Annotated in this window: 17 protein-coding genes; 11 read left to right on the top strand and 6 right to left on the bottom strand. The window is 44.6% G+C overall.

The window, feature by feature from the left end; genetic code table 11:
* Position 1: 1 nt before the first annotated feature.
* Positions 2–625 carry a c-type cytochrome gene (locus NL644_RS14850; protein ID WP_104971535.1) on the bottom strand — a complete coding sequence of 208 codons (624 nt, stop codon included), beginning with the start codon at positions 623–625 and terminating at the stop codon, positions 2–4.
* A 452-nt stretch (positions 626–1,077) separates the two neighbouring features.
* Between NL644_RS14850 and NL644_RS14855 the strand changes: the two genes are divergently transcribed.
* Genes NL644_RS14855 through NL644_RS14865 form a run of 3 tightly spaced genes read left to right on the top strand, consistent with a single transcriptional unit; the run spans position 1,078 to position 6,368 of the window.
* On the top strand, positions 1,078–3,342 hold the full coding sequence (locus NL644_RS14855) for an OmcA/MtrC family decaheme c-type cytochrome (protein WP_253658580.1): 2,265 nt from the start codon (positions 1,078–1,080) through the stop codon (positions 3,340–3,342).
* A 53-nt stretch (positions 3,343–3,395) separates the two neighbouring features.
* Positions 3,396–4,376, top strand: a complete 981-nt coding sequence (locus NL644_RS14860) for a DmsE family decaheme c-type cytochrome (RefSeq protein WP_253658581.1) — start codon at positions 3,396–3,398, stop codon at positions 4,374–4,376.
* A gap of 9 nt (positions 4,377–4,385) precedes the next feature.
* Positions 4,386–6,368 (top strand): MtrB/PioB family decaheme-associated outer membrane protein, encoded by a 1,983-nt coding sequence (locus NL644_RS14865; protein ID WP_253658582.1) that lies wholly within the window; start codon positions 4,386–4,388, stop codon positions 6,366–6,368.
* Positions 6,369–6,453: 85 nt separating this feature from the next.
* On the opposite strand, the gene NL644_RS14870 is transcribed toward NL644_RS14865, so the two are convergent.
* From NL644_RS14870 to rsuA, 3 genes are all read right to left on the bottom strand, one after another.
* The gene (locus NL644_RS14870; protein WP_046874809.1) at positions 6,454–7,113 is read right to left on the bottom strand and encodes a DUF2913 family protein; all 660 of its coding nucleotides are present in this window, start codon (positions 7,111–7,113) and stop codon (positions 6,454–6,456) included.
* Positions 7,113–8,315 (bottom strand): Bcr/CflA family multidrug efflux MFS transporter, encoded by a 1,203-nt coding sequence (locus NL644_RS14875; RefSeq protein ID WP_005393240.1) that lies wholly within the window; start codon positions 8,313–8,315, stop codon positions 7,113–7,115. Before NL644_RS14875 ends, NL644_RS14870 begins: the two co-directional genes overlap by 1 nt.
* 435 nt (positions 8,316–8,750) lie before the next feature.
* Positions 8,751–9,452, bottom strand: coding sequence for a 16S rRNA pseudouridine(516) synthase RsuA (gene rsuA / locus NL644_RS14880; RefSeq protein WP_033905117.1), 702 nt, complete (start codon positions 9,450–9,452; stop codon positions 8,751–8,753).
* Positions 9,453–9,573: 121 nt separating this feature from the next.
* Here rsuA and NL644_RS14885 point away from each other — a divergent pair, with 121 nt between their 5' ends.
* From NL644_RS14885 to rplY, 5 genes are all read left to right on the top strand, one after another.
* The gene (locus NL644_RS14885) at positions 9,574–11,325 is read left to right on the top strand and encodes a DEAD/DEAH box helicase (RefSeq protein ID WP_253658583.1); all 1,752 of its coding nucleotides are present in this window, start codon (positions 9,574–9,576) and stop codon (positions 11,323–11,325) included.
* A gap of 95 nt (positions 11,326–11,420) precedes the next feature.
* Positions 11,421–11,846, top strand: coding sequence for a PepSY domain-containing protein (locus NL644_RS14890; protein WP_114322464.1), 426 nt, complete (start codon positions 11,421–11,423; stop codon positions 11,844–11,846).
* 76 nt (positions 11,847–11,922) lie between these two features.
* Positions 11,923–12,582: a response regulator transcription factor gene (locus NL644_RS14895; RefSeq protein WP_005378073.1), complete on the top strand. Its 660-nt coding sequence runs from the start codon at positions 11,923–11,925 to the stop codon at positions 12,580–12,582.
* The gene (locus NL644_RS14900; RefSeq protein WP_031780334.1) at positions 12,572–13,921 is read left to right on the top strand and encodes an ATP-binding protein; all 1,350 of its coding nucleotides are present in this window, start codon (positions 12,572–12,574) and stop codon (positions 13,919–13,921) included. The genes NL644_RS14895 and NL644_RS14900 overlap by 11 nt, the downstream gene beginning before the upstream one ends.
* 284 nt (positions 13,922–14,205) lie before the next feature.
* Positions 14,206–14,484 carry a 50S ribosomal protein L25 gene (rplY, locus tag NL644_RS14905; protein WP_005393245.1) on the top strand — a complete coding sequence of 93 codons (279 nt, stop codon included), beginning with the start codon at positions 14,206–14,208 and terminating at the stop codon, positions 14,482–14,484.
* A 147-nt stretch (positions 14,485–14,631) separates the two neighbouring features.
* On the opposite strand, the gene NL644_RS14910 is transcribed toward rplY, so the two are convergent.
* Positions 14,632–15,147 (bottom strand): GNAT family N-acetyltransferase, encoded by a 516-nt coding sequence (locus tag NL644_RS14910; RefSeq protein ID WP_031780335.1) that lies wholly within the window; start codon positions 15,145–15,147, stop codon positions 14,632–14,634.
* A gap of 748 nt (positions 15,148–15,895) precedes the next feature.
* Here NL644_RS14910 and ushA point away from each other — a divergent pair.
* Complete coding sequence (ushA, locus tag NL644_RS14915; protein WP_253658584.1) at positions 15,896–17,584, top strand: bifunctional UDP-sugar hydrolase/5'-nucleotidase UshA; 1,689 nt, start codon at positions 15,896–15,898, stop codon at positions 17,582–17,584.
* A 414-nt stretch (positions 17,585–17,998) separates the two neighbouring features.
* Entirely contained in the window at positions 17,999–18,220 is a 222-nt protein-coding gene (locus NL644_RS14920) for a hypothetical protein (RefSeq protein WP_005393249.1), read from the top strand.
* A gap of 98 nt (positions 18,221–18,318) precedes the next feature.
* Here the strand turns inward: NL644_RS14920 and NL644_RS14925 are convergent, their stop codons facing one another.
* Complete coding sequence (locus NL644_RS14925; protein WP_048626242.1) at positions 18,319–18,567, bottom strand: DUF1289 domain-containing protein; 249 nt, start codon at positions 18,565–18,567, stop codon at positions 18,319–18,321.
* A 210-nt stretch (positions 18,568–18,777) separates the two neighbouring features.
* Here NL644_RS14925 and NL644_RS14930 point away from each other — a divergent pair, with 210 nt between their 5' ends.
* The gene (locus tag NL644_RS14930; RefSeq protein WP_005393252.1) at positions 18,778–19,224 is read left to right on the top strand and encodes an META domain-containing protein; all 447 of its coding nucleotides are present in this window, start codon (positions 18,778–18,780) and stop codon (positions 19,222–19,224) included.
* Positions 19,225–19,490 lie beyond the last annotated feature (266 nt).

Consider the following 19,490-nt stretch of genomic DNA (forward strand, 5'->3'; position numbering starts at 1 on the left):
GCTAGCGATAACTCGCATAGTATTCTACGAGCGCGTTTAAATCATCGGCACTAAGCCCTTTGAACGCCTCATCCATTTTTTTATCAACGGAGCGTTTGCCTTGCTTAAACTGTTGCAACGTAGTGGCGAGATAGCCCTTCTGCTGACCAGCTAAAATCGAAGCTTCATCCAGAGCGTTACTGCCACCATCCGAATGACAGTTCTCGCAACTTTTCGCGTGGATAGCCTTACCTTTCATCGCTAACGCTTGATCGAAAGACTGCTTAACAGGCACAAACTCAAGCCCAGCATAATGTTTTGCTAACTCTTCAATCTGCGCTTCAGATAAAGATTTGACTATCGTCACCATGTCGCCTTTTTGGCTCGTGTCTCCGTATACGTGATTAACCGAAGCTGAGGGTCTGCCCTCAAGGTAACGCAACATCTGGTCGAAAAAGTTGAACTCGGGAATCCCTGCGATGGTCGGAATATTCGTGTCTGAGCTAACACCGTTTGGCCCATGACAAGCTTCACATTCATGTTGTGAAATTAGCTCACTTGGTGACGCTAAACTGTGGGAGGCCAAAACTGAGCTAATGGCTAACACCGAGGAAAATTTTAGAGATAATTTAATTAGTTGGTGCATATTAGACTGACTCCGTAGTAATTATCTTTGTTAATCAAAACCAGACAGCGAATAAACGATAAGAAAATCATTTTATAAACGCGACTTAAAACCAACGATATCCAAGATAAAAATATTAAGCCGTCAACCATTTAAAGTAGCGTAGTTCAATACCCTTACTTTTTCTGCACCGACCTCTTCAAGAACAACAAACCTCAACACAAATAATTGATTTAAAAACACAATAATTTAAAACCCAAAATTCACACATAGAAAAAGCGGTTTATTTTAATAATATTTCATATTGCGTCTATACTCTTACAAGCCATGTATTTCGATTTATTCAAGCGATGTAAATATGGATATTTTGCTTTTGGCTTGAATACAAAATTAATATTTCAATCAATTGCTTATTGAGATATTTAACCATTCCAACGCAATCCCACTTACTTTAGGACGAATCGAGAGGGACTATGAACGGTTTAAAGTCGATCGCTACATTAATATTTTTTATTTTACTGCTCACCGGATGTGGTCCAGACAGCAAAAACGATCAGAATACATCACCACCTGCACTTGGTGATTTCGAAATCAGTGTTTCCGAGCCATCATTGGTCACTCAAGAAACCGGAGAAACCAAACTGGTGGTCGATTTTACCGTCAAAGACGGCAGTGGCAGATCTCATGAGCTAGACGAAACGAAAGACTTTCGCATCGCACTTCTTAAAGCAATGCCCTCTCGTGTCGATACACAAAATTCGAGCGATCCAGCCTTTGCCTTCAATGGGCGTCATGGCAATACCTATTGGAAGAGTTTCCATCACTCAAGTAATACCACAAATAACCGTGCCAGCATGGAGAGTGTTTGGGATGGAACACTAGTAAAAACAGACGAGGGGTATCGCTACACGTTTGCCATTCCTGACGTTTTGAAAGTATCCGATCCTTATACTGCCGACTCTTCTAGCAACAACGGTTTTATCGCTTGGGATGCGGATAAACTCCACCGAATCGTCATGGCGTATGGCGAGCAAGGCAACGGTTTTACCTACGTGTTTGAATGGGTGCCGCAAGAAAGTTCAGATGCAGTGGTCTCCCGCAATGTGATTGAAACAGGCACGTGTGAAAACTGTCATATGGGCGAACCGCTTCATCATGGACCGGGCTATCGCTCAATTGATAACAACATTGCCGTTTGTACCGCTTGCCACAATGACAGTAATCCTGGCGCTGCGCCAGCCAGACGCCCTCTCGCTGCCGTTGTTCATCAATACCACGGTAATGTTTTCAAATTAGGTAGCGACAGAAATAACACCGATACTTACAAACAGCCTGTCGACGAGAATGACGTGCTCGTTACCGACATCAATGGTTTAGTCATTGAAGGCAACCCTTTCCCGCAAGATGCCCGCAACTGTACAACCTGCCATTCAACCGATGTCGCGAAAGCATCAGACGCCAACAATTGGTTTGAACACCCAAGCCAAGTTGCCTGTGAGACCTGTCACTTGTACCGAGACAGAGGCGCGCATGATAACCAAATCGGTACGGTTTGGGTAAGAAACGGCGAGCCACAAAACTCCTGCTCGGGCTGTCACCGACCTTATGACCGAGATGACAATGGCGATCCAATCATCGGCCAAGACGCAAGCCGAAGTGCTAAAACGGTTCACGTAATGCGTTTAGAGAATCTTGCAAAGGCACGTGATTCGCTCGAAATCAACGTTGAAAGCGCGCGATTTATTGATGACCAGTTTGAGGTTGAACTAAGAGTGTCGAAAGCGGGCACAGGTATTGGATCCATCAACGAACTGACTCCTTTCATTAATGAACATGGGCACCTCAATTTGTTGCTGAACTGGGATAACGGCCAAGGCCCGATAGTCGCAAACAACAGTCTCAACGTCGCCGATGATGGCGCACTTGGTGACGGCTGTGAGGCTCAAGGAGAAGGCCTATTCTTGTGTCATAAAGACTTCACTGACGCTGCGATTAAGCCAACCTCCAACTCTACGTTGACGGTTAACATCGCCGACATGCCACTTTGTGCCAACCGTAGAGATGGCGAGCTCGCCGAATGCGTCACGTTTGAAGGCATCGATCTTATCAAATCGCCTTTCGTCATTGCCGCCAATAACGCATCTGGCTCGTTTGATGTGTCTGGTATCAACAAGCAACACAAACTGCCAGTGGGCGCGGACATTTCATCGTGTAACGATTGTCACAAAGAGCTGACTATCCATAAGCTTGGTGAGCATCCACATGCCGCCACCGACTTCCAACAATGTAAAAATTGCCATAACTCTGAACGTTCTGCGTTTTATCCTGGGATGGCAGCTGATCTAAAGTACCACGTGCACTCATTCCACGCCTTTGGCTCCGCTCATAGCGGTGAAGCGCCTTTCCCTGGCGCAGTCAACAACTGTGAGGCCTGCCATACCAATGCTCAATACAACTTACCTAGCCAACAAAATACGCGCCCTTCTCTTGCGAGTGGTAAGTACTTTAGCCCTGCATTAGTCGCCTGTGGCGCGTGTCACTTAGAGTCATCTTTAGCTAATGCTGACCCGGATAGTGTGGCAGGAGATGCGACTCTGAACCATATGCTGAATCACGGCGCCGTATTTGGAGCAGACACAGCAGCACAAGCCATGGGCTCCGAGCAATGTGCAACTTGCCATGCCATTGGTCAGTCACAAGGGGTAGATAAGGTTCACAAGGTATACGACTACCGTTGAATTCGTCATTGAACACAATGCTTTGACAATTAAGGACAAGAAAAGGAAGAGCTATGAAAGCAATGTTTCTGCGGTGGTTGGTAGCTGGGATACTTGGGTTAGGCGTCATCTTCACCGTCAGTTCGGAAGATATCGCCAAGCCAGACCCCAAAGCGGCGACGTTAACTCAAGAAGAAATTGAAACTATATTGGACACCAAATTTTCTGAGGGGAAATACTCACGCCGTGGAGCAGATGGCTGCCTTCGTTGCCATGACGATACCTCAGACAAACCTGCAACCGGTATTTTCGACAACATCCACGGCAAGTCAGCGAACTTGCATGGTCCAATGAATGATAAACAATGTGAAGCATGCCATGGCCCAGCAAACAATCACGCGCGCAATCCGCGAAAAGGACAAGTTCGTGAGCCAATGATCACTTTTGGGCCAAACTCCCCTGTTCCGGCTGAAAAGCAAAACAGCGGGTGTTTATCTTGTCACCAAGATGCGAAACGCTCGACTTGGCATAGTAGCGAGCACGCTTTTGAAGGGCTGTCTTGTGCAAGCTGTCACCAACTGCATCAAAAAGACGATCCGATGATGGTTGCCGAAATGCAAGCAGACAAATGCACCGATTGTCACTCCCGCACCAAATCGGATATCCACAAACGCAGTCGTCATCCTATTATCGACGGCGTCATGACTTGTTCTAGCTGCCACAATCCACATCAGACATTAAATGAAGCGAGCTTGAACTGGTCAACCGTCAATAACGCTTGTTACGAGTGTCATGCGGAAAAACGCGGCCCATTTTTATGGGAGCATGAGCCAGTAACTGAAGATTGCACATCCTGCCACACACCTCATGGTTCAGTGAACAAAGCCCTGCTCAATAAACGACTGCCAATGCTATGTCAGGAATGTCACCGTGTGCCACATGCAAACGTAGCCATTCCTGAAAACGACTTGAGAGTGCGAGGCGGAAGTTGTTTGAACTGCCACAATCAAGTGCATGGCTCTAACCACCCACGTGGTCAAACATTAAGTTATTAGGAGGGAGGCATGAAACTATCTCAACTGTGCATCGCTATTTCCCTTGCTTTTGCTGTGCAAGCGCACGCCAACGATTATTCGTTACAACATTCTCAACCAGCCGACACTAGCCGCTGGCAGTGCAGTGAATGCAGCAGCGATGGCACGTGGAGTGGAGAAGTCAGCGCCGGCGTCGGTTACCTTAACAACGATGGTTCCTCGCGATTCTATAATTGGAATCCACCCGTTTACGGTACAAACTCTGACAATAAACACTTTAACGCGAGCCTAAACGCCGATATCGAACAATATGAAGACGACGGGTTCTACAATCGAATCGTCGTCGAAGATCTTGGTTTGCAACGCTTCTTACTGCAGTGGGAAATGGGCCAGTACGACGGATTACGTATCCTCGGCAGTTACAGTGAAACTCCGTATTTCTGGAATCAGTCCTCACTCAGTGCGTATCATCCAAGAGAAGATGCACTCGTTAGTGGTGACCTATCGAAATATGAAAACTCAGTGACGCGAGAGACGTTTAAGTTAGAACTCAAGTACACACCACATACGCCATGGAAGCCATATGCATCCATGAAGCACGAACGTAAAGAAGGCACAACTTCGCTCTATTCATCGACCATTCCGGGTTACGCCAACGCGCCGGGATTCATACCCAAAGCCGTCGATCATGAAACCTTAAATACTCAAGTAGGAGTGAGCTACATTGAAGATTTGTGGCTGGTGGATATTGCGTATCGCGGCTCATTTTTCCGCAATGAAAAGTCCGCACTCTATTACGGCGGTGTTACTAACCCTTACGCCAACCACCTTGCGTATGAGCCTGACAACGACTTTCACCAATTTGCTGTCACTGGGAATTATCGGTTGAATCAACAAACGTTCAGTGGCCGCTTACTTTGGTCACAGACGTCTTCTGAAGGCGGGTTAAATCCATTCCCGCAGTCCCCCGTTAACTCCAATACATTTCATGGCGAAACTAACACTTGGCAAATGAGCGCGGATTACCACAACAAACTTTCGCGAGACACTGCTTTCGCCATTTCTTCGGACTATTCAGATAAAGACGATAACTCCGATAGAAACACCATCATCGGATCGACGAGAGAAAAATACGACCACACCAAAACCAAACTGGAAGCAACACTCAAGCATCGTGTTACTTCTGATGTAAAAGTGAATACGGGTTACCATTTTAGACAAGATGAGCGAAGCTATGCCGACCGAAAACGTACCGATGAACAACGCGTTTTTGTTGGGGCCCAGTACCGACCAAATAGACCGTGGCAATTAGGCGGTAAAGTCTCCTACTCTTTTCGCGATGGCTCTGATTGGCAGGACGACAGCAGCGACTCGCCTAATTTGCGCCAATACTATTTAGCCGATAAAGAGAGGATTGAGCTCCGTGGCGACGGCGGCTATGACGTAACAAACGATGTCCAATTACTTGCTGAGCTTTGGTACGGAAACGACGACTATGTTAAACCCGATATAGGTTTAAGCGAAGGAGAAGATTACGGCTACGATATCAGCGTCAACTTCAATTTACTCGACGGACTAAACGGGCATGTTTTTTACAATCAACAGGTCATCCGCTCCGAGCAACAACAAGCAAACTCTGACGTTGTCGGTTGGAATCGCTACACCACCAAACTCAAAGATGACATCACAACCATTGGCTTTGGTGTGAATAAAGAGCAGCTACTAGACGACAAACTTTCTATCTCGTTTGATTACAGCTACAGCCAAGCTGATGGAAAATCTTCAACCACATCTGGTGGCTACCAATATCCCGATAACGAGGCGAACTCGTACCGATTTGAGGTCATCGCTGACTATGAAGTATCTGAAAATCAAAACGTGCAGCTTAACCTCCGTTATGAAGACTACTCAGAAGAGGATTACTTGTTTAACAACGAAACCGGAACGATGGGCGACGTTTTGCAAAGCTATGAAGGTCTGTATGGCGGCGTCTATTGGAAATATCGCTTTTAAGCACAGTGTGACGTAACAAAAAAGCATCAGACGTTTCAAACGCCTGATGCTTTCGTATTTCAATTCTACTGCTGTGAGAAGTTGATTAAGCTTGGAAGCTCAACGGAATCTCAGCCAATTGGTTACCTTCGTTTGCAGGAAAGATAAGGTACTCGCCGTGGTATTTCACCATCGATTTGTAGTCCGTCACTTTATGCACCATAAAGCCCGCTTGCGCTGCTTTCTCAACAAACTCAGCATGGTTGCCACGTACAAACCAGCTCATTGGTTTGACGAGCAGCTCGCCGTCGAAGCAGCTTTCGCATTGATCTGCACATAGCGCCAAAGAGTTTTGACCTTCCGTGAAGATTTGGATTTTGCCACAACCAACAAGTTGCTCAGACGTTGATACTTCCCAGCCAGCTTGCTCCATCAAATCAAGAAATGATTCAATATCGGAGTCTTTTATCACTTTGGACTCTTCACCTTCAGGAAAAAACTGAGCGTAAAAAGCGGAAATACGCTTGAAGATAAACAACAAACCAGCGTCATTACCCTTTGAACGACCCGCTTTTTGCCAACGTGTTAAGTCATCGCCTACGGCTCGACCGAAACGCTGAGATTTAAGTGCTTTGGTAACCCAGCGCACTAAATAATGGTTATTCGCAACAGGGGCATTGGCTAACTTACCTGAGCGATGCTCTTGATCTAACTCTTCAAGTGCTGAGTTAACTAAGTTTTGAATTTCTTTGGTGTAATTCGACATTACGCCTTTCTTCCTAAAGTCCAATAAAACAGTGCTGAAAGCACAGAACAAGCAAACATCACAATGATCATCGGCCAAGCAACATTACCGGGTAGTGATGCCACCAGCGCACCAACCAATGAACCGATACCGAATCTTAACGTCCCCGCCAGAGACGATGCTGTACCTGCCATTGATGGGTAGCCACTTAAAAGCAGCGCCATCGCGTTACTACCTATCGTCGACAATGTACCGATAAACAGCACAACAAAAGGTACGATGCCCCATAATCCGAAGTCCATTAACCAACTTACGAATAAACCAATCCCCGCCAAAAGTTGCACGAACAACCCAAAACGAAGCATGGCATGAGAGCCAACTTTTTTCACCAAGCGACCATTAATACTGGTCATGATGATCATCGCAACAATGTTCAAACCAAATAAATAACCAAAGTGGTCTGGTCGAACACCATATAAATCAATATAAACAAACGAGCCCGCAGTCAGGAATGCAAACATTCCGGAAAATGAAAACGCTCCAGAAAGCATCAAACCTATCGCTTCAGGGTTGGAGCATAATCTGGCGTAGTTTCTCATCGTAGTGCGAAAACGAAGCGGCTGACGATTTTCTGGTTTCAACGTCTCTGGGATTTTCCAAAGTACCAGTAGAATTACCACCACAGCGAAAATGGCTAACACCCAAAAGATTGAACGCCAACCAAACCAGATAGCTAAGTGACCACCGATCATAGGCGCGACCAAGGGTGCCATGGTGATCACTAAGGTGACGAAAGACATTGCACGAGCAAAGTCTTCACGGTCAAACATGTCACGCACGACAGCTTGGATAATGACCGCCGCTGCCGCGCCAGCAAAACCTTGTGCCGTACGTACATAGGTCAGCGCATCAATGCCATTTGTTGTCGCACTCACAACAGCAGCCAAGCCGAAGAAAAGTACGCCTAAAATCAACACAGGTCTGCGACCAAAGCTATCGGCAAGCGGCCCGTGAATTAACTGGCCGATCGCAAAACCCGCCGTATAAGCCGTCAACGTAATCTGAACCGCGCCGGGCGCAACACCCAAATCTTTCGCGATGGTTGGCATTGCAGGCAGATACATGTCGATCGCCAAAGGCGTCAAAGCACCAATCGCTCCTAATACAAGAAACAATAGAAAACTGATTTGGGATTGCGGAGCGCTTTGAGCTTTTTCTGTCATTCTTTTACCTCTTGTTGGAGCCCTTTCGTCAATACTTTCAGAGCGAAGTGAACGTAACGGACGGTTCTCATATCGCTGAATCTAGAAGCCAAAGGCCTGTTCTATCAACGTTCGAGAATCATAAGGGCAAATATGTACCAAGGTGTGACCTTGACGAACTCGACATAGAAAAGCGTGTGAAAGCGAAGTGTGTTTATGGGAAATAAACACAATGCAGTAAAAATGATGGAATTGATTCCACCATTTACTCACCACTGCCGAAGGCTTTGCAATAAGAGTATGCATGGCTCAGCTAAATGCAAAGGCATATCACTGAGATGAGTAAGCACACCGGAATTGTCTAGGCACTAATTTTGGTAGGAAAATTAATTTTGAGCCAATTCCTACCAAAAAACTAGTTCCAATTGGGAACTAAAGAATTTCCCATGCCGATAATTAATTCCAAATAGAATCAATTTCTTCCTGCGTGAGGTAGCGATAATCACCAGGTTCTAGTGCCTCATCGAGTTCAATCGAACCAATACGCTCACGATGTAAGTACTCAACTTTATTTCCTAACGCCGCAAACATGCGTTTCACTTGGTGATACTTACCTTCCACAATAGTTAACAATACTTCATTCTCTGCCTCGTTCACGATCTCCAAACGAGCAGGCAATGTTGCTTCTGATTCATTGCGCAAAATGATGCCTTGTTCGAGCTTTTCCGCGTAATCAGGCTGAATCGCATCGACAAGCCAAACACGGTACGTTTTCTCACACTTATGCTTCGGTGAGGTAATGCGGTGAGACCACTTACCATCATCCGTAATCAACACCAAACCGGTTGTGTCTACGTCTAATCGGCCCGCAAAGTGAAGGTTTTCAATTTTAGGCTCATCGAGCAATGCGAATGCAGTTTGGTTGTAGCCATCTTCATGTGAACAAACAAAGTCAGCAGGCTTGTACAACATAATGTAACGAGGACCAGGAGCACCAATAACACGGTCTTCCCACATCACTTCCGCACCTTCAGGTACTTTAAATGCACCACTTTTTTGAACCTCACCGTCAACGGTGATGTCTCCACTTTTGATGATCTTTGTTGCCTGTTTGCGTGTTGCACCCAGAGCGTCACACAAATATTTATCTAAACGCATGAATACCTCATTGAATTATACCCAAGTGATCTCCAAATCTTGGTTTAAAGGTCACTTGGGTATAAAAGTCAGGTATTATAGCGTTCCTCGTTCGAATAGTTGAGCAATTTCACATATTTTCATGTACACACTTCGTCCTTATCAAGCCGACTCGGTTAAAGCAGTCATTCATTACTTTCGTAAACACTCGACACCAGCAGTGATCGTGCTGCCAACCGGTGCCGGAAAAAGCTTGGTGATCGCAGAACTTGCTCGCCTTGCGAAAGGGAGAGTGTTAGTCCTCGCTCACGTTAAAGAGCTGGTCGAGCAAAACCACGCGAAGTATGAAGGTTATGGTTTAAAAGGTTCCATCTTCTCAGCAGGATTGGGGCGAAAAGAAACTGACCAGCAAGTCGTGTTTGCTTCGGTTCAATCGGTGGTGCGTAACTTAGATTCGTTCAAAAACCAGTTTTCTCTGCTCGTTATTGATGAGTGCCATCGTGTGCCGGATGACAAAAACAGCAGCTACCAAAAAGTTATTACTCACTTACGAGAACTGAACCCAGGCATTAAGGTTCTGGGACTAACTGCAACGCCCTATCGTTTAGGAATGGGCTGGATTTATCAGTACCATACCCGAGGTCAAGTACGCACCGAAGAGCCGCGATTCTTCCGCGATTGTATTTTCGAACTGCCGATCCGTTACTTGCTCGACGAAAACTTCCTCACTCCGGCCCGCATGATGGACGCGCCCGTTTTGTCTTACGACTTCTCGCAACTGAAACCCGCAAACACCGGACGCTACAAAGAAGCAGAAATGGACATGGTGATCGATAAAGCCAAGCGCGCCACTCCGCAAATTGTTGAGCAAATCATGCAATATGCGAGAGAACGTCAAGGTGTCATGATCTTCGCCGCGACTGTCCGACACGCACAAGAGATCCACAGTTTACTGCCAGAAGACGAAACTGAAATCGTCATTGGTGATACACCTACGCCGGAACGTGACGCGATCATCCAAGCGTTCAAGAATCGTCAAATAAAATATTTGGTCAATGTTTCGGTACTGACTACCGGGTTTGATGCGCCGCATGTCGATTTAATCGCGATTTTGCGACCAACAGAGTCAGTCAGTCTATACCAGCAGATTGTAGGGCGAGGATTACGCTTATCAGACGGAAAATCAGAATGTTTAGTGCTTGATTACGCAGGCAACAGCTACGATTTATACCAACCTGAAGTCGGTGATCCCAAACCAGACTCTGACAGTGAAATTATCACGATTCCCTGCCCGGCTTGCGGATTCAATAACAACTTCTGGGGTAAGTTGGATAGTAACGGTTTCTTGGTTGAACACTTTGGCAGACGTTGCCAGGGTTACTTTGAAGATGAAGACACAGGCGAACGTGAACACTGTGGATACCGTTTTCGTGCCAAATACTGTGGTGAATGTGGTGCCGACAACGATATCGCTGCGCGCATTTGTCATGAGTGTGACGCAACGCTTGTTGATCCAGATAAAAAATTAAAAGAAGCCCTTAATCTAAAAGATGCATTGATATTTGAATGCACAGAAATGGACCTGTCAGTATTTAAGTCCAGTGACGGTAAATCTCAACTCAAGGTGACGTATTCTGGTGAACCATACCAAGGCGAAGGCAATGCGTTAGTTCATGAGTTTTGGTCATTGAGTACCAAAAAACAAAAACAAACGTTTAAAGACCAATTTGTGCGCCCTCACTTGGCAGACAAGCATCGCCCTTTTGAAGAGGCTTCACCGACACGTGTTGTTGCCAATCAACATCGTTTCCGTTTACCTCAGTTTGTTATTGCAAGGAAATCCGGTCGCTTTTGGAAATTGCGAGACAAAATTTTTGAAGACGAGTTGAAATAACGTCCGCAACATTTAGTAAAACTGAACTCGATGATTCACTCTCTGTTCATCTATATCCGATATACTGCGGCTAACGTTCTAGAAAAGGTTTGACTATGTATAAAGCAACGACTTCTCAACATTCTGCGTTACTTTTCGGCCTTATCGCGACATTGATGTGTGCACCAAGTTTCGCCAAGCATGACGACTACTATGCATCACAAAATGGTCACGCCATCGTGCAAGATGTCGAAAAGCCTGGAACACGTATTGAATTCGATGAAGATCAAGATGAGGTCTATCGCGCGGTTCAACAAGGATATATACGACCATTTTCGGACCTTTACGCCGCAGTAGAAAACGACCTATACGGCCGTATCATCAAGGTCGAGCTTGAAGAAGATGATGATGCTTGGGTGTATGAATTGAAAATCCTGTACAACAATAGCGTCCTGAAAGTTGAGTATGACGCCGCCACGCTGGAAATGCTTGAGATCAAAGGTCGCAGCTTTAACAAAGCGTTAAAGCCACAAAACAACTAAACTGGTCTAATGCGTAATCCCGACGCAATGCGTAACTTACTTCGATAACATTCCAAACATAATAAGAATCACCAATATGAAAATACTTGTCGTTGAAGATGACCCTCGTTTAGGCGAGCAAATCATCGAAACATTAGAAAGTACCGGCTGGGTACCAGAATTATCTCAAGATGGCATAGACGCTCTGTATCGCGCGACATCGGAAGAATGGGACGCTATTGTTCTTGATCTAGGACTGCCGAAATTGGATGGCCTTACCGTGCTAAAAGGCATTCGAGATGAAAACATCAATACCCCTGTCGTTATCCTGAGTGCTCGCGATACCCTAACGCAGCGAGTTGAAGGTCTAAACGCAGGGGCAGACGATTACCTAACTAAGCCGTTTGAAATGGTTGAGCTTATCGCTCGTATTCGCGCGCAACTGCGAAGAGCATCAGGTAACGCCTCTCCTGTGATGCAAATTGGCGACTTGAGCTTGGATACGCGCACTTCTAAAGTAATGTGGCAAGGGCAAGCAGTAAGCTTAACGGCACTGGAGTATAAAGTGGTCGCTTACTTTATGCATAACCCAGAAAAAGTAATTTCTCGCACCGAACTCGTCGAGCACATTTACAAACAAGACTTTGATCGTGACTCCAACACAATCGAAGTTTTTATCGGCCGAATTCGCAAAAAAATCGCGCCAAAGATCATAAAAACTGTCCGAGGGTTGGGATACCAATTAAATGCCGAATAAGAACAGGCTACCGTTGAACGCAATAAAACGACTGAGTATCAAAAGTCGCCTCGTTTTAGCGGCGATCGTTTGGTTGACGGCAATGATCCTCGCAGCTGGTGTGACGATACCGACCCAAGTGTACAACTATATGGTTGACGACACTCGCTCACAGCTTAGCATTTTTATGGATGAAATCGCCGCTCAGTTAGAAGTCGATGAGACTGGGCACCTCTCACTCGCTGCTCTGCTCTCAGATCCTCGATTTAACCGACCTTACAGTGGTTTATATTGGAGTGCCTCCACTGAGACGAGTCTCGAGCGTTCTCGTTCTTTGTGGGACAAAAAAATCGAATACAAAGGTCTGGATAACGATGCTTACGGCGCGAGAGGCGAAAGGCTGATTACCATCGAAAAAGCTCTGTACTTACCAGATTACGATGGGCCTATCCATATCATTATTGGTATTGACGAAGAGCCTATCAAAAGCACCCTGCAAACGCTAATCGGGCAACTCTGGCTTATTTTAGGCTTATTATTCGCAGGGGTTCTTGCCGTCATTTTGCTGCAAATTGCATGGTCATTGAGTCCGCTTACGAAGTTACAAAAAGAGTTGGCCGAGCTGAAGTCTGGTAACAAAAAGAGTCTAGAAGAAACCTATCCGAAAGAGATTTCTCCTCTTATCTTCGACCTCAACGCTCTGCTTTTCCATTATCAGGAGTTGTTAGAACGAGCTAGGAATCATGCAGGCAATCTCTCACATGCGCTAAAAACCCCACTTTCTGTCCTAAAAAATGAAGTACAGACGTTAGAACCTGATACGCAATCCCGTCTGCGTACTCCGATCAATCAAATACAAGATCATATCGATTACCATCTGGGCCGTGCCCGCATGGCGGGGTCTATGAATATTTTATCAGTGAAATCGAACCCAGCAGAGCGTGTGGATGCTATCTCAATGGCGTTTGATAAAGTGTATGCGAGCCGAGATATCTCCTTAATTAATGAACTTGATTCAGAGCTGAATGTAGCGGTAGAGCAGACCGATCTCGACGAAATGCTGGGTAACTTGCTTGAAAATGCCTATAAGTGGGCCAACAACATGATTCGTGTGCACTCCTCTCAGGATAAAGACAATATACACATCATCATTGAAGATGATGGGCCAGGCATCCCTAAAGAGAAACTGAGTCAAGTAATCAAGAGAGGCGTTAGATTGGATGAAGCAACCCCTGGGTCAGGTCTTGGTCTAAATATAGTAAGTGAAATGGCACACAGTTACCGAGGTCAATTAACACTGGAAGCGAGCGCTTTAGGTGGCTTAAAAGCATCTTTAGTCTTACACCTCAGCCGAACATAAAGCATATAACGCATAAACTTTGTTCTTCGGACCATGATTAGTAAACCGATGAAAATGAAGCCGATGTGAACAAAATCCAAGCAAAGCGTTAAAAGGGATAGCCTTACACCCAGATAAATCATACCTTTTTGTTGATTTGGGTACGATTTGGGTTGCCCATTTATAAGTGGAATGATAGTATCCGCGCTCGCTTGAACAGTTCCTGTTTCAAGCTTTACCACGAACAACAAGGTCGCATTGTTGATTGTGAACATTTGATTTTTACTAATTTGAGAGTAAATACTATGAAATTCGAAGCAGTAGTACGTACTGAACTAGGTAAAGGTGCGAGCCGCCGCCTACGTCACGCTGGCAAATTCCCTGCAGTTGTATACGGCGGTGAAGAAGCAGCAGTAGCTATCGTTCTTAACCACGACGACATCGTAAACCAAATGGACAAGCCTGAATTCTACGAAGGCCTAGTTCTAGTTATCGATGGCAAAGAAGTTAAAGTTAAGCCACAAGACGTTCAACGTCACGCGTTCAAGCCAAAAGTTGAACACATGGACTTCATCCGTATCTAATTCCCTACCAAGGAATTAATCGGATTAAATCCAAACCTTTTGCATTCAAGATAATCGGACTTACCAACCGAGACATCTAAAAAATTTCAAAACCCCGGAGTCTTACCACCTCCGGGGTTTTACTATATGTGGCATATAACAATTGATTTACGAACGGGCAATGTACTTCACTAAAGTGAGATCCGTCAGCGTCATACGGTCAATGATTTCCGCCTCTTCCTCTCCAGTACGCACAAAACCACACTTCTTGTAAAAGTTAAGCCCCTGTTTATTGGTATCCAGTGCTTTCAAGCTTATCTGCATAACGGGCGTAGAGAGTAGACGCGTTTCTAGTTCATCTAACAATGCACTCCCTGCCCCTTGCCCATAATGCAAAGGAGAGACATAGCAACATGTTACCCACGCCGTTTTATCTTCACAGGTGTGGTTAGGTAGTTCGTAACTTAAAAAGCCGACGATTTCCCCTTGTCTCTCAACCACGATCAATTGGGCCAGTTGCTCAGTCATGACTCGCGTCCACATCCTTTCTCGGCGCTCAATCGTAAACTGATCGATGTAGCTCTGTGGCATTAACCCTTTGTATGCTACCTGCCACGAATCAACATGTATCTTGGCGATTTGAGTTGCTTCCTCTCTGACTGCGTTCCTTACTGTGTATCTCATTACTATCCTTTCTTAAAATTCGCCACTTACAAATTCTTTCAACCTTACTCTTTGAATCGAAGCTCAAAGCGAGCAGCCACAGATGCAACGCTTTACATTACTCCATTTCATTTTCATTAATTCAATGATAGTGCACATCGTAATATTCGAGAAAACGCCACGTTATTTACGTTTCACTTTCGCTCATTAGATTGAATCTATTTGTTTTAACATCCGGGTATCGAAAGCGGGATAAACACGGTAAGGTATCGAATAAGAATAAATAAACGATATCTAAGGCATAAGATTTCTAAACGGTCGCAATTATAGTAAAGAGAGAAATACCCTTTCTGGTTGTATTAAACAGAGTAAGCCAAGATCAAACGAGTTTGGGTTTTACAGTGATCATTTTATATACAAAACATTTCCCTCATCATCAGAGCGAAAATTTATAACGATTTGTGTCATGGCTGCTAAGAAAAACATGAACTTGGCAAAATAATCACCAAAATCAGCGCTATACTTCGCAAAAATGCGCATTGATTCACACAAACCACATTCATTCAATTGGCCACTTCACAAAATAACCCCCTCCCTCTAATTTCAATATACTAAAAACTATTTCTGTTTAATTGGAGACGTAGTTTGCAGGCTTATTAATTCATGTCTCCGATAGAAGTATAAATAAGAGATAGATCACTAAAGTTTCACATTAATTCCGTATATTTCACGCCGTAACAATAACAAAATCACAAAGAAAGGATCCCTTATGAAGTTTTCCAAATCTCTTTTGGTAATGGCAGTGGGCGCTGCGCTAGCAGGATGCGGCTCAGACAGCGATAATTCTCCAGTAACCTGCGAGACAGCAGATTCTTGTACTAAGTTCACCGTTCTCCACACTAACGATAACCACGGTCGCTTTTGGCATAACAGCGACGGCGAATATGGCATGGCTGCGCGTCACACTTTAATCGAATCTATTCGCGCAGAAGTCGAAGCAAAAGGCGGTGAAACCATTCTGCTATCTGGCGGTGATATTAATACCGGCGTACCAGAATCAGACATGCAAGATGCGGTTCCAGACTTCGTAGGGATGAACCTACTTGGTTACGATGCAATGGCTGTCGGTAACCACGAGTTTGATAACTCACTAGATATTCTCGATATGCAAGCTGAGCTAGCTGACTTCCCTATGCTGGCTGCGAATATCTATAAGAAAGATACCAATGAGCGTTACTTCGACCCTTACAAAGTATTTACTATCAACGGCCTTAAGATCGCTGTTATTGGTCTAACCACCCAGGACACAGCGAAGCTAGTTAATCCAGACAACGTATCAAACATCCACTTCGAAGACCCTCAAGTTGAAATCAAAAAAGTACTTAAGGAAATCGAAGAAAACGAAAAAGTAGACCTAGTATTTGCAACGACGCACATGGGTCACTACCAAGATGGTAATAATGGTAGTGAAGCACCAGGTGACGTTAAACTCGCTCGCTCTCTTGAAGAAGGACAGCTAAACGCTATCATCGGTGGTCACTCACAAAACCCTGTATGTATGGAACCAGGTACCAATGAGTATGCTGATTTCAAACCTGGGGATGATTGTGCCCCAGACCAACAAAAAGGCACTTGGATTATGCAAGCGCATGAGTGGGGTAAATATGTGGGTCGTGCGGACTTCGAATATTATGACGGCAAGCTTCACTTAGCGAACTACGCACTGATTCCTGTAAACCTTCTAGACGAAAATGATGAAGTTATCGGTGAACGAATTCAACAAGATGCAACGGTAAAAGCGTTACTACTGCCATACCAACAACAAGGTCAAGAGTTATTAGATGAGAAGATTTCTAATACGACGGGTAAATTAGAAGGTGATCGTAACGTAGTTCGCTCTCAACAAACTAACCTAGGTCACCTACTCGGCGAGGCATACCGTACTTACAAAACGGTAGGTGCTGACTTTGGTGTGATGAACTCTGGTGGTGTGCGTGATTCAATCCAAGATGGTGATATCACTTACCGTGATGTACTAACCGTTCAGCCATTCGGTAACTTCGTGACTAAAGCGACAATGACTGGTCAAGAAGTAAAAGAGTACCTTGATGTCGTAGCAACGAAATCTGCAGGCTCTGGTGCTTACGCTCAACTAGATAACATCACTTTAGATGTAGATTGTGATGCTGGCTCAGTAACCATTACCGACATTAACAATAAAGGCTTCGATCTAGACGCAACGTACACATTCTCTGTAATCAGCTTCAGTGCTGCTGGTGGCGATAACTATCCAATCATCGATGTTCAATCTACCCAGCTAACCGATGCATACGTTTTACGTGAGTTCTTCGTAAATAACCCACAGATCTCTGCGGATAGCTACAACAAGAACTTAGAAAACATCAAGTACTTCAGTAACGGTCAAGCTGTGAAAGGTTGCCCGGCAACTAATAGCTAAAAACACCTTACACTCTGACGTGAAGCGCTTTTAGAAGTTGTTCCGTCAGAGCCTCCCTAAAAACCGAAGCGTGACGCTTCGGTTTTTTTATTTTCGTTAAAGTGCTGAAAATTATCGCCCTTAATAAAGTGTTCAAAATTTATTCATTTGTGTTGTTGACGCCCATGTGCTGGGCTTCTATGTTTGATAAGGTCTTTCGAAAATACAGATTCATCAACTGACTTTTCGCTATGAAGTTTCGTAGCTTAGTGGATGATTCTAGGAAAGATGTGAATGGCGTTACAAACACTGCTCTCAAACAATTTGTCTTTTTGACCTAAAACGAAGGTGATTCGCCGCCAAGCGTTCACCAATGAGCAGCGATCTGGACGTCAATATGTTCAAACTGCTGCCATCGAGTTCAGGAGGTCAAAAATGAAACGAGCCAGCAATAGCTACAGACTTCAAATGATCAAAGAAGTGGTTACCCGTAGAGAGCGCGAAGCTTGCACGGATCCTATGGCGAGATACATTCATCAGCTGATGGATGAACGACCCACAAGTAAATTAGATGTTGAATTCAATCATCGATTTTCAGGAAGCCACTTTGACGAACATGCTGGGGGATGGGTCAGTGACCGTTGGTCAATGAAGTAGCGCTAATTTAACGAGTTTGCCTTACACGCACCGCATAGTAAGAGCTAATACAGTCCCGGCTCATCATTGATTATTGCCGAGCCGGGATAATTCGAAATTTAAAAGAGATTTTGCTGTGGTGATAATTCTTCTTGAGACTCTTCTGCCTTTCCCTTCCCTGCCAATACCTTTCTTCTATAGCGCTGACGGCATAGCTTAATTACATGCAACTGTTGAGCAGGCGTATAAGTGAGCCAGTTAAATCGCTCTTCTCTTTTACGCATACATCCTTTGCAATACCCTTTTTCGTCCACACTACAAATACCAACGCAAGGGTTTGGGACGGTAAAAAACTCTAGTTGCTCCATGCTCTAACCGTTTTTTGCTCGCTGTGCTGTAATGATATTATAACGACTTCAATATACGCTCCCAACAGTGCTATACATCTTGCACCTTGAAGCCGTTTGAGTATATAAACTGGACTCTGTCACAGTAATACGAAACTATTACCTTATGCTGACAAAAACAGTGTTTTATTACCTATACTTACCACGTTTTCTAAAAACGGAGTCTATAAAATGAAGCTTAGCCTAAAAACGTTAGTTACAGCAATCTCTCTTCCTGTTCTTATGACTGCATGTGCTAGCAACGGTGACAATGTGAAAGAAATTACGGCTCAAGATTTACAGCACCATAATTGGGAGCTGGTTCAGATTGATGGTAAAAACATCGAATTAAAAGAACGTCAGCAAGCGCCTCGCTTAGAAATCGGAGAAAATCTGACTGCAAATGGTAACGCGGGGTGTAACAACTTCTTTGGTCAAGCTGAACTAAAAAACAATCAACTACGCATCGAAAAAATGGGAATGACCATGAAGATGTGTATGGATGACCAAATGAAAATTGAGCAAGCGATGTCTGAAACTCTTACTGAATGGAGTGATATAACGCTAACCAAAGAAGGGCTAATGCTTAAAAATGACGATCACGAACTAACGTTTCAGTTGCGTGATTGGGTAAACTAAGTCCCATTTCATATTCTAAGAGCAGCCATAAAATGGCTGCTTTTTTTATGCCTCCTAATCCATATCAAAGCAGGCAGGATGTCTGTTTCGCACGTTTCGGTTAGCAAAATCGTTTAAAACGACAAACTCTTTCCCTCTTTACGCCCTCAACGCCACGTCTACGACGCGGGTTCAGTCTTCCAAATCAACATATCGAAGTTGCTTGAGGACAATAATTTTCAATTACTTGAAAGAATATCGTCAAACAAGCGGTCCACTCTTGTATA

Source organism: Vibrio sp. Y10_XG_PY6 (assembly GCF_024181795.1).
Lineage (GTDB): Bacteria > Pseudomonadota > Gammaproteobacteria > Enterobacterales > Vibrionaceae > Vibrio > Vibrio diabolicus.